At 55.3% G+C, this 10,559-nt stretch carries 10 protein-coding genes; 6 read left to right on the top strand and 4 right to left on the bottom strand.

Annotation, left to right across the window (positions count from 1 at the left end; genetic code table 11):
• The first annotated feature begins 98 nt into the window (after window positions 1–98).
• The 3 genes from ACEWZM_RS09335 (at window position 99) to ACEWZM_RS09325 (ending at window position 2,711) form a co-directional block, all read left to right on the top strand.
• On the top strand, window positions 99–1,466 hold the full coding sequence (locus ACEWZM_RS09335; protein WP_414006165.1) for a formimidoylglutamate deiminase: 1,368 nt from the start codon (window positions 99–101) through the stop codon (window positions 1,464–1,466).
• A 64-nt stretch (window positions 1,467–1,530) separates the two neighbouring features.
• A complete protein-coding gene (locus tag ACEWZM_RS09330; RefSeq protein ID WP_414006164.1) occupies window positions 1,531–2,232 on the top strand; it encodes a GntR family transcriptional regulator in 702 nt (233 codons plus the stop codon).
• Window positions 2,233–2,363: 131 nt separating this feature from the next.
• On the top strand, window positions 2,364–2,711 hold the full coding sequence (locus ACEWZM_RS09325) for a hypothetical protein (RefSeq protein WP_414006163.1): 348 nt from the start codon (window positions 2,364–2,366) through the stop codon (window positions 2,709–2,711).
• Window positions 2,712–2,780: 69 nt separating this feature from the next.
• Here the strand turns inward: ACEWZM_RS09325 and ACEWZM_RS09320 are convergent, their stop codons facing one another.
• The 3 genes from ACEWZM_RS09320 to ACEWZM_RS09310 form a co-directional block, all read right to left on the bottom strand.
• The gene (locus tag ACEWZM_RS09320; protein ID WP_414006162.1) at window positions 2,781–3,836 is read right to left on the bottom strand and encodes a transporter substrate-binding domain-containing protein; all 1,056 of its coding nucleotides are present in this window, start codon (window positions 3,834–3,836) and stop codon (window positions 2,781–2,783) included.
• Between the two features lie 75 nt (window positions 3,837–3,911).
• Entirely contained in the window at window positions 3,912–5,039 is a 1,128-nt protein-coding gene (locus ACEWZM_RS09315) for a Hint domain-containing protein (protein WP_414006161.1), read from the bottom strand.
• Window positions 5,027–5,170: a hypothetical protein gene (locus ACEWZM_RS09310; protein ID WP_414006160.1), complete on the bottom strand. Its 144-nt coding sequence runs from the start codon at window positions 5,168–5,170 to the stop codon at window positions 5,027–5,029. The genes ACEWZM_RS09315 and ACEWZM_RS09310 overlap by 13 nt, the downstream gene beginning before the upstream one ends.
• Window positions 5,171–5,600: 430 nt before the next feature.
• On the opposite strand from ACEWZM_RS09310, the gene dapE reads away from it, so the two are divergent.
• Together dapE and rnr are read left to right on the top strand one after the other, a co-directional pair.
• Window positions 5,601–6,770, top strand: coding sequence for a succinyl-diaminopimelate desuccinylase (dapE, locus tag ACEWZM_RS09305; RefSeq protein WP_414006159.1), 1,170 nt, complete (start codon window positions 5,601–5,603; stop codon window positions 6,768–6,770).
• A 91-nt stretch (window positions 6,771–6,861) separates the two neighbouring features.
• Entirely contained in the window at window positions 6,862–9,126 is a 2,265-nt protein-coding gene (rnr, locus tag ACEWZM_RS09300; RefSeq protein ID WP_414006158.1) for a ribonuclease R, read from the top strand.
• A 21-nt stretch (window positions 9,127–9,147) separates the two neighbouring features.
• Here rnr and ACEWZM_RS09295 read toward each other — a convergent pair whose 3' ends face one another.
• Window positions 9,148–9,594 carry a DUF1801 domain-containing protein gene (locus ACEWZM_RS09295; RefSeq protein WP_414006157.1) on the bottom strand — a complete coding sequence of 149 codons (447 nt, stop codon included), beginning with the start codon at window positions 9,592–9,594 and terminating at the stop codon, window positions 9,148–9,150.
• Between the two features lie 86 nt (window positions 9,595–9,680).
• Here ACEWZM_RS09295 and ACEWZM_RS09290 point away from each other — a divergent pair, with 86 nt between their 5' ends.
• Window positions 9,681–10,415, top strand: a complete 735-nt coding sequence (locus ACEWZM_RS09290) for a helix-turn-helix transcriptional regulator (protein WP_414006156.1) — start codon at window positions 9,681–9,683, stop codon at window positions 10,413–10,415.
• Window positions 10,416–10,559 lie beyond the last annotated feature (144 nt).

The raw sequence follows: 10,559 nt of genomic DNA, 5'->3' as shown, positions 1-10,559 counted from the left end.
AAATAGGAGTGGGTGCTGTCCATAGCGTCCTCGGGAAAATGCTTGATAGTTATAATGTATGCATCTAAGATTGTTATGTCTATACATAAAGGTGATGAATGCAGTCAATCTTTGCACGCCACGCACATACGCCGCTGGGTTGGGTTATTGATGTTCGATTGACAATCGATCGGGGGCGTATCGCCTCGATTGAACCTGACACGGTGGCGCAATCACAGGATCAAAGAGTTGACGCATTGGTCCCGGCACTGGCCAATCTGCACTCCCATAGCTTCCAACGAGCAATGGCAGGGATGACGGAAACCCGTGTCTCAGGACGTGATAGCTTCTGGTCGTGGCGCAAGTTGATGTATCAGTTTGTCGACAATCTGACGCCTGAGCAATATGAAGCGATTGCTGCGCTGGTTTTCATGGAATTGCTCGAAGCAGGATATGCCTCTGTCGGGGAGTTCCACTATGTGCATCACCAACCGGGTGGGCAGCCTTATGATGCGCTGAGCGAACTGAGCAATCGCGTGTTCGCCGCTGCTGATCTTACCGGGATCGGTCTGACCCATCTGCCTGTTCTCTATAGTTATGGTGGCGCTGGGCAGGCGCCATTGTCTGGAGGCCAGATGCGATTTGGGAATGATGTGGGTCGCTATTCTGAGTTGCTATCTGAATGTCGCGATACGGCCCGCGCCTATTTACCGTCAGATACAAGTGTTGGCATTGCACCACATTCGCTGCGGGCGACCGCACCGCAGGATCTGGATGCGGTGTTGTCGCTGGGTGCCGATTCTCCGGTGCATATCCACATAGCTGAGCAGCCGCAGGAGGTGACGGATATTACGGCATGGCTGGGGCAACGCCCGGTCGAATGGCTCCTGAACGCCTGCGAGGTGGATGCGAATTGGTGTCTTATTCACGCGACCCATATGACAGAGAATGAAACCCGTGATCTTGCTCAAAGCGGTGCGGTGGCGGGGCTTTGCCCAATAACCGAAGCCAATCTTGGCGATGGTCCTTTTAACGGAGCGGCGTTTATAGGCCATGGGGGTCGTTTTGGCGTTGGGTCTGATTCCAATGTTCGAATCGCACTTACTGAAGAGCTGCGCATGCTTGAGTATTCGCAGCGACTGCGTGACCTGTCGCGCAATGTCATGGTGCCTGAAGAGGGCTCGGTAGGGGCGTCTCTCTATCTGGGGGCGGCAAGCGGTGGCGCGCGTGCGTTAGGGCGCGATGCAGGTTGTCTGAGGGTCGGCGCGCTCGCCGATTTGATGGCGTTTGACACCGCGGATGTTAGTCTCTGTGCACTGCGACCGGACCAGTTTCTGGATGGTCTGTGCTTCGCTGCTGATGGTTCTGTCGTCAGCGACGTCTGGTCGGCTGGTCGCCATGTGGTTACAGGTGGTCGCCACGCTGAGCGTGAGAAGATTATTGCAAGATACGCTGCCGCAGTTGCAGCGCTCCTTAGTGCACTTTAGTAGCAATATCGTTGCCACGAGAGTGCCGGCAAAGCATTCGCAACTCGAGAGAGAGGGCAGGAACGTGACGGGGCGGACAATAACAGGCTTTCAGGATGTCCGTGACGAGGTCTTGGAACGCATTCAGAACCGGGTTTGGGAGCAGGGGGATCTGTTGCCAACAGAACAGGAACTTTCTGATGAATTTGGTTGTGCCCGCGCTACAGTGAATCGTGCACTACGCGAGCTGGCCGAACGTGGCATTATCGACCGCAAACGTAAAAGCGGTACCCGGGTGGCAGTGTTACCCGTGAAACAAGCCAAGCTTGAGATTACGCTGACACGACAATTGGTCGAGGATCGAAACGCCTTATACCGCTATGCGTTGGTACAGCGCGATGCAGTTGCGGCCCCCGGCTGGTTGGCTTCGCAGCTGCAACTGACGTCTGGTGCACCGGTCCTGCATATCCACGCAATGCATTACGCCGACAATCAGCCGTTTCTATATGAAGATCGCTGGATCAATACAACGGCCGTTCCAAAGGTCGCCGACGCGGATTTCACCGAGGTTGGGCCAAACGAATGGCTTTTGGCCGAGGTGCCGTTTTCTACGGCCGAACTCAGCTTTGGTGCTATTGCAGCCGATGAAGAGCTTTCCGACTATCTTGCATGCCCGGTGGGTACGCCCCTGTTTCAAATGGAGCGAACGACCTGGTTTCAGGCGCAGGCGGTTACTTTCGTCCGGATGAGCTTTCACCCAGGCTATCAGATGCGAAGTCACTACTGAGCGATCGTTTGGCAGCGTTCGTAGACTGCGATCAGGTTTTGTCTCTACGAATGTCGCGTCAAAGCGGTCGATGCTTGGCATTCGGTCTCCCAGTATTGACCAAACACATGCAGCAGAGATATGGCGGGCGCATGGAAAAAAAGAAAATCTCCCGTCAGCAAGTATACACGCTTGTGGTTCAGATCGGTCGCAAGGATGGTGATGGCTTGCCCGAGGGGGCAACTGGTGCTGCCCTAATAATCTATGCCTCCGGCGTGGATGAGGCCGAAGCTGTTCGCGAAACCGTTGCTATTCTGAAGCAAGCGGACACAGCGCCGCTGGATGTCACCGGATATGGTACGTTGGCCGAACGGGAAGCCGAAGATCACGATATCTCTGACGAAGAGCGCGATTTGATGCAGCGAGCGCTGGACGAGAACTCTGTGATTGTCGCGCAGATGACACCCTTCTTTGAAGACGGCACAGCAACTCTGCACTAGGGAGTGGGCGCTAGTGTCGGGTTGAACACCATTGGCGTCGGTGCGTTCAAGCGGAGCAATGATCTCCGGCTATGGCGCTTTGCCGAACCATTTCCTGTAGATATCATCATATTCACCGTTTTCTCGCAAAGCGAGGAGGGCGCGGTTGATTTCTTCCAGATGGGGGGAGCGATCTGGCAAAAGCAGGCCGTAGTCTTCTCGTAGGAATACCTGGCTGACTGCACGGCCATGCTTGTGACCGTCACTCTCCATGTAGTGGTCCAGAACTGGTGCATCAAAAACCACAACCCGTATGGCACCGGTTTCGAAATTTTCCAGCAATGTCTCTAGATCTGAATATCCCCGATAGCTGATGTCGCGACGATCAAGGAAGCGCGCGGCAGTGGAATCGGTTAATGTACCCACATCTTTGTCATAAAGGTCATTGACCGAATTGATTGATCCGCTGATCGCCTCGATAGTCATCACAGCAGTGATCTTGGCCACGAAGAGCGACACCACAAACAACGATGACACCACTAGAATCACGCCAAATATTCGGCCGATTGGTGTACGGGGAACTCGTTCCTCGAACCCGCCGTTGACGACAAGATTAAGTGCCCACCAGAAAGACGGGAACCAAGCTTCTTTCATAGGTCTGTCGAAATATGGCTGGGCGCGGCGTTCCAGCACCCACATCAGCATGCCACCTGCCATTAGCAGGACAACGGCTATGACGATGGCAATCATCAAATCAGCAGAGAACAGCACCCTTATCAAAGATGGCGTACGCACATCTTCTGCGGCGATCATGATCCGCAAGCCGCTTTCAAAAATCGGATGGCTGAAATCCATTTCGGTTTCGCGCGCAGAGGTGATTGAGATATTGGCCGCTGCCATATCCACCTGGTCGTTCCTGACCATATCCAGCATGTCGCCAAAGGTATCCGTGCGCACCAACTGATAGTCCCAACCGAGGCGGTCAGTCAGGCTGCGCACCAGATCGATTGAAAACCCAGTATCACGATCCCCTTCCATCATCGAAAACGGAGGGCGTGTGACGGTGCTAACAGTCAGGGTTTCAGCCGTAACGGCCAGCCCCCACAACAGGTAGATCAGGACAAGGGGAGCAAGAAAACGGCGCAACAGAACGATAGAACCCTATGAGACATCATTCGTTTTGTCCTTAGAATGTCCCAAAGAATCAAGCAAGCGTCTAGGTTAGGCGATGCGTCGTTCTGCTAGAACTGCGGCATCAAAGCTGCGCAGCAGTGGAGCGGGGTCAATGGCGTGTTCAGGCATAGCATGGCGATCCAGATGTGACAGGGCGCTGACGGCATACGCCTTGCGATCACGACGTAGGCGACCAAGATACAGGCTTTCTACTGCCGTGCCTGCCGCGATGAACCGCTGATGCCGTGGCAAAATCAGCTGTGCCAGATCAATCAAAAGGTGCGGTCGCATGAGCTCTGAAGAGCTGGCACTGTCACTCGGCGCGACAAGCGCCGTGCCGTCTAACATCGCAGCAGTCAGTCGGACATCCGAACGGCCAAAAAGGTAATCCACATCCGTGCCGGACACTACTAACCGTTGTTGTGGCGCGAGTATGAGGTCTTCGGTTAGCCCAAAGAACGGTGCGCGCAGCCGCAAAGGAGTGTCATGACCGACGGCGGGTACTCGGCGATGGATGCGATGTAGGATGGGAATCGACTCTCCTTCGGGAGTCAGCACCAGATCCCCGCGCCGTAATTGGCCGAGTGACTTGGGTCCCTCGGGTGTAGCGACTTTCGTTGGCAGCGCCAGACCGCCCAGCGAGGTTACCGGCACGATATCAGTGTTGATTGAGGCCGATAGTAAGCCGCAGGTGTCTGCAGTGGCAGGCAACGCATCAAGAAGCGCTTTGGCGTCTTTGACACGCAGTGGTGGCGGCGCGGGAATATCGACCGTTGCGATATTGGCCCCGGCGGCCGTCATCAATGCCAAACGTCCCCATCGTGCCAAGCTATCCCAAGAATAGACCAATCTTGCAGCATCGTGTTCGCCTGTGCTGGCATGAGGTGCTACCACTCTATGTTCCAGAGAGCAGCCGGGCTGACAAAGCGTCAGCGTGATACTGCGGTCTAAGTTCCGCTTCAGGCTTATGGATAGCGGCCAGCCATCCGAATTGAGATTTGATCGTTCCAGCAGCAGCAAAGTTCCACTGGGCTTTGCCTCGTCCAACAACAGATCAAGGCAGAGGCTACCGCGTGTCAGCAGGTCATCGTCCGCCATATTTAGTAAGGCCGAACCGCGGGTCGTCGCTACGGTGATGCCTTTCCGAATGATGCTGCACGCTGCTAGCCAAGCCATGTGTCACCACGTCCCAAGAGTAGTGCAAGGCAGCTGGCATTCACAAGACGAACACCAAGGCCCAAGATGGTCTCTGCCATCTGCACAGCATCGGCGTTGATGTCATATGCTAGTTCAGATGCCGCAAACATCGCTTTGTCCCATCTCGATCAGACAAGGCAGCGCATTTCTCAAGACCAAAATGGCGCCACAACGTTTGCCGCACACTCCGCAGCCGTTGTAGTGGTGCTGTGTCTGATCTGCTCTGTGGCCCCGCTATTACGGTGGATCCACTGCATCTGATGCTCTGCCTCAATCCTTAGTATTGATTTTCGTTAGCATTTTTATCGGATTTTTGTCCGGCTTGGGTGGGAGAGTTGGTCAAATAACACTGAGCAGCGCGGCATTTGTGCCACAAATGTCGACACATGTTTGATCGTCTGCAGTGCTACATAGCAATTCAGTATCAAGGATTGCTCTGCTTCCAGGGGTTTGCACCAGGCGGCGAACCGGGATAGCCAATGTGCGTATATTGTGGCCAAAACCAACACGAAGATAGTCGGCAGACAATGGAGATTACCAATGACGCAGTCGCCCGCGCTTGCACCGCTAGACCCGCAAAAGTTGACCGCCGATCTTATCCGTTGCGCATCTGTGACACCTAAGGAAGGTGGCGCGCTGGTTTTGCTTGAAAGCATCCTGAGTGCGGTAGGTTTCGCCTGTACCCGTGTGGATCGTGGTGAGGTTAGCAATCTTTTTGCACGCTGGGGCGATAAGGGTAATCCGTGCACCATAGGGTTTAACGGACATACCGACGTTGTGCCTGTCGGTGATAGCGCCGCCTGGACGGTCGATCCCTTTGGTGCCGTGGAAAAAGACGGCTTCATGTATGGGCGCGGCGCCACAGATATGAAATCCGGCGTTGCCGCTTTTGTCGCTGCTGCTGTGGACATAGTTCAGACCGAGCCACCTGCCGGAGCGATTATCTTGACCATCACCGGAGATGAGGAAGGTGACGCGGTGGATGGGACGATGGCTCTCTTGGACTACATGGACCGCAACGAGGAACAGATGTCAGTTTGCCTAGTGGGAGAGCCGACCTGTCCCAATGACATGGGTGAGATGATCAAGATTGGCCGTCGCGGATCGCTGTCAGCGTGGTTTACTGTGACCGGAGTGCAGGGCCACTCAGCCTATCCGCACCGCGCCAATAACCCGTTGAACGCAATGGTGCGGCTGATGGACCGCCTCGCCACTCACGAGCTAGATCAGGGAACCGAGCATTTCGATGCCTCAACGCTCGCCGTGGTGACTATTGATACCGGTAACCCGGCTACCAATGTGATCCCTGCGCAGACGCGTTCCACCGTGAATATCCGTTTCAATGATGCCCATACCGGCACCGGGCTTAGCGGCTGGCTGCGGGCAGAGGCCGATAAGGTGGAGAATGAGTTCGGTGTTGAGGTGGCGTTGAAAGTAAAGATCTCGGGTGAGAGTTTCATCACTCCGCCGGGTGCGCTGTCGGATCTGGTCAGTGCAGCAGTAGAAGTAGAGACAGGCCGTAAACCTGAGCTGTCCACCACCGGCGGAACCTCAGATGCGCGGTTTGTGAAAAACCACTGCCCAGTTGTTGAAATCGGCCTAGTCGGTAAGACTATGCATCAGATCGATGAACGGGTGGAGATTACGCAGATCCATCAGTTGAAGTCGATCTATGGCCGTATTTTGCGAGACTACTTTGCTCTGGCCTGACCTACCTAAAAATATTGCGTGTTTCTGGCAATGACGCCTGAAGCGTGCTTTTCACGATGACCTTGGGGGCTGGGCGTGCTAGCTCAGGCTTATGACCCGTATTCCTTCAAAGGCTGAGATCCTCGACTGGATCGCAGCCCATCCGACCCATACCTCCAAGCGCGACATCGCCAAAGCTTTCGGCATCAAAGGCTCCGACAGGATCGATTTAAAGCGAATCCTCAAAGAGCTTGAGATTGAGGGCCATCTTGAAAAACGCAAGAAGACCTATCGCGATCCAGAGCGTCTGCCCCCGGTAAGCGTGCTTCAGGTCAAGGCGCCGGACAGCGAAGGCGATTTGTTTGCACGACCTTTGGAATGGCACGGCGAAGGCGTCGAACCTATAGTGTTGTTTATGCCGCGCGCGTCTGATCCTGCTCTGGGCGAGGGCGACCGTATTCTGGCTCGGCTTACACTGGTTCAGGATGCCGAATATCACTATGAGGCGCGTCTGATCCGCCGCATCGGTACCAATCCTCGCCGGGTGATCGGCATCTTCCGCAAAGGTGACGAAGGCGGGCGGATCGTACCGATCGAGAAATCTGCCTCGACCGAGTGGGCAGTAGCGGAAAATGCTACCCATGGTGCGCGCGATGGCGAGTTGGTCGAAGCCGAGCAGGCCGGACCAAAATCGCGCCTCGGCCTGCCGCGTGCTCGTATTGTCGATCGTCTTGGTGATCCCTCAGCGCCCAAAGCGGTGTCGCTGATTGCGATTCATCAGCACGGTATTCCTGATCATTTTCCCGATGATGTCATCTCCGAAGCCGATGCGGCTAAACCGATGGGCTTGAAAGGGCGTGAGGATCTGCGTGATCTGCCCCTGATCACCATCGATCCTGCGGATGCACGTGATCATGATGATGCTTGCTATGCGCATGCTGATGAGGATCCGAAGAACCCTGGAGGGCATGTTGTCTGGGTCGCGATTGCCGACGTTGCAGCCTATGTGCGGCCGAGTTCGGTGCTTGATCGTGAAGCGCGGAAACGCGGAAACTCCAGCTATTTTCCAGACCGTGTCGTGCCGATGCTGCCGGATCGGTTGTCAGGTGATCTGTGCAGTTTGCACGAAGGTGTGCCGCGCGCTTGTGTCGCTGTGCGGATGCAGATTGATGCGGACGGCAACAAGATCGGCCATCGTTTTGTGCGTGGGCTGATGCGCTCAGCTGCGTCATTGCACTATGCAGAAGTGCAGGATGCGATGGATGGCTCTCTCAGTGATCGCACAGGCCCCTTTTTTGAGCCTGTTATCAAGCCACTTTACGCTGCTTATGCTGCATTGGTCAAAGCGCGCGCCGAGCGCCAACCACTGGATCTGGATCTGCCAGAGCGCAAGATCGTGCTGAATAACGAAGGGCAGGTTGCATCGGTCAATTTCCGCGATCGATTGGATGCGCATAAGCTGATCGAGGAATTCATGGTGCTGGCCAACGTCGCGGCAGCCGAGACGCTTATCAAGAAGCGTACGCCGCTGTTGTTCCGCGTCCATGAGGAACCAGCACCCGAGAAGTTGGAAGCGCTGCGCGATACCGCGCGGGCTGCGGGGCTTGCGCTGGCCAAAGGACAAGTTTTGCAGACCCGGCATCTGAATGCGCTGCTGCATGGTGCGGCGGGCACAGATGATGCCGAATTGATCAATATCTCTACCCTGCGATCCATGCAGCAGGCCTATTATTCGCCCGATAACTTCGGTCATTTTGGACTAGCCTTGCGCAACTACGCGCATTTCACTTCACCTATTCGCCGCTATGCAGATTTGATCGTTCACCGTGCTCTGATCTCGGCCCATGGCTGGGATGATGACGGGTTGGACACTGCCGAGATTGAACGCTTGGAGCAGACGGCCACCCATATCTCCGAAACCGAACGACGGTCGATGATGGCCGAGCGGGACACCACGGACCGCTATCTGGCTGCCTACTTGTCAGAGCGTGTTGGGAATGAGTTCGAAGGCCGTATCAGCGGGATTGCGCGTTTCGGGGCGTTTGTAAAATTGGATGAAACCGGGGCAGATGGTCTGGTTCCGGTGCGTTCCATCGGCCGGGAGTTCTTCCATTTCGATGCTGAGGCCGCAACCTTGATGGGGGCTGATACAGGGCTGATCATCGCTATTGGGCAACGGGTAAAGGTCCGTCTGGCGCAGGCCACCCCTGTGACAGGTGGGCTAGAGCTGGAATTGCTGTCGATTGGGGATAAACCGATGCCAGCTGGTGGCGGTAGGCGTAGCCCTGCGGGTCGTTCGGTGAAACGCAAATCCGCCAAAGCTAAGAGCAAGCGCAGCAAGATCAAACGCAAGGTGGAGCGCAAACGCCGCAGCTGACGTTTGCGCCATTGTTTTTGCCTAGTTGAAGCGGCCAGGATCCACACGGGTCTGGCCGACTTCTTTTTTGGAGCTGTGGTAAGTCAGCGCGTGGTGGATCAGCCAACCGTGCCGCAGGGGTTCTACATCCTCAACCTTGTCGAATAATACCGCACGTGTGCCATCGAATTTGTCCCAAGCCGGATAGCGATCGGAAAAATTGACAATTACCCGGCTTTGGCAATGGACCATCAGCGCAAAACGCGCTTGTTTGGACTGGCCTAAGCGCAGTGGAGTGCCAAGGCCAGTGCGCGCTGCAACATAGGATGGCTGACCCCATTTTAGTGTCTCGGTAACTGGTCCGACCGACGGGTCGTTATCTGCTACCTCAAAGATCAGATCGCGTAGTCGCAACAAGCCGTCGCGTGTTTCTGGTGGGGTCTGCTCAAAAACAGTGGAAATTTCAGCGCTGGCAAAGGGGCGTCTCATATCGTCTCGGTCCTCAACTGGATTATCGTCCCTTTCTATGCGAGACTAATGACAGAAACTGGCATTAGCAGCAGTGAAGATAGGTTATGTCCCGATCTCATCGTCTATTTCAGGTTATGCAATTGTTACGCCAGGGTGTTGGACCTCATACCGCCGCAGGTCTGGCGCAGGATTTGGGTGTTTCCGCCCGAAGCGTTCATCGGGATATTGCCACTTTGCGTGAGATGGGGGCGATTATCGATGGAGAGGCCGGATATGGCTTCACCCTGATCGAAGATAATGCCCTGCCACCCATGGGATTTAGGGATACTGAGTTGGAGGCGTTGGTTTTGGGTCTACGCGAAGTGCAACAGATTGGTGACCCGGAATTGGCAGATGCCGCTGCCGAAGCGTTGCGCAAGTTGCAAGCTCGACTGCCAGACCGGCAGGCGCATCGTTTGCGTCATTCGGCATTGTCGGCCTACCGTTTCCAACGGCCACAGCCGCCGCGTATTTCTCTGGCTGATCTGCGACGCGCTACATGGGATGAGGTTGAGGTGCGGCTGGACTACTGCGACGCGCATGGCGCTGTCACTGAACGGCAGGTTAAACCATTGGGTTTGGTATATTTTGACCGCTCCACCGTCTTAATTGCCTGGTGTGGGCTGCGTGATGATGTGAGAGTTTTTCGCGTAGATCGAATAGCAGGATTCAAGGTAACAACTTTCAGCTTTCGCCCGCATCGTGTGCCCATGCTGCGCGATGCGTTGGTTCAGATGCGTGAAGATCGCGCTGCCTGCACGCCGCAGTCGGATATGGCTCCCGGCTCCTCTGCGGAATAGATTAAATGGGTGGTGTGTCGGCAAGGCTCCGCACATCGGCGCGCCAATGCTTTGTATGCCGGGTGATTGGCGATAGATTGGTTATGAGCAGACAAAAATACGAGGTGTGAGATGCGGAATGGTCTTGGCGCCCAGAGGCAACCT

Source organism: Phaeobacter cretensis (assembly GCF_047372505.1).
Classification (GTDB): Bacteria; Pseudomonadota; Alphaproteobacteria; order Rhodobacterales; family Rhodobacteraceae; genus Phaeobacter; species Phaeobacter cretensis.
Note: the sequence above shows the minus strand (reverse complement) of the source record. Positions and strands in the feature narration are given on the sequence as shown.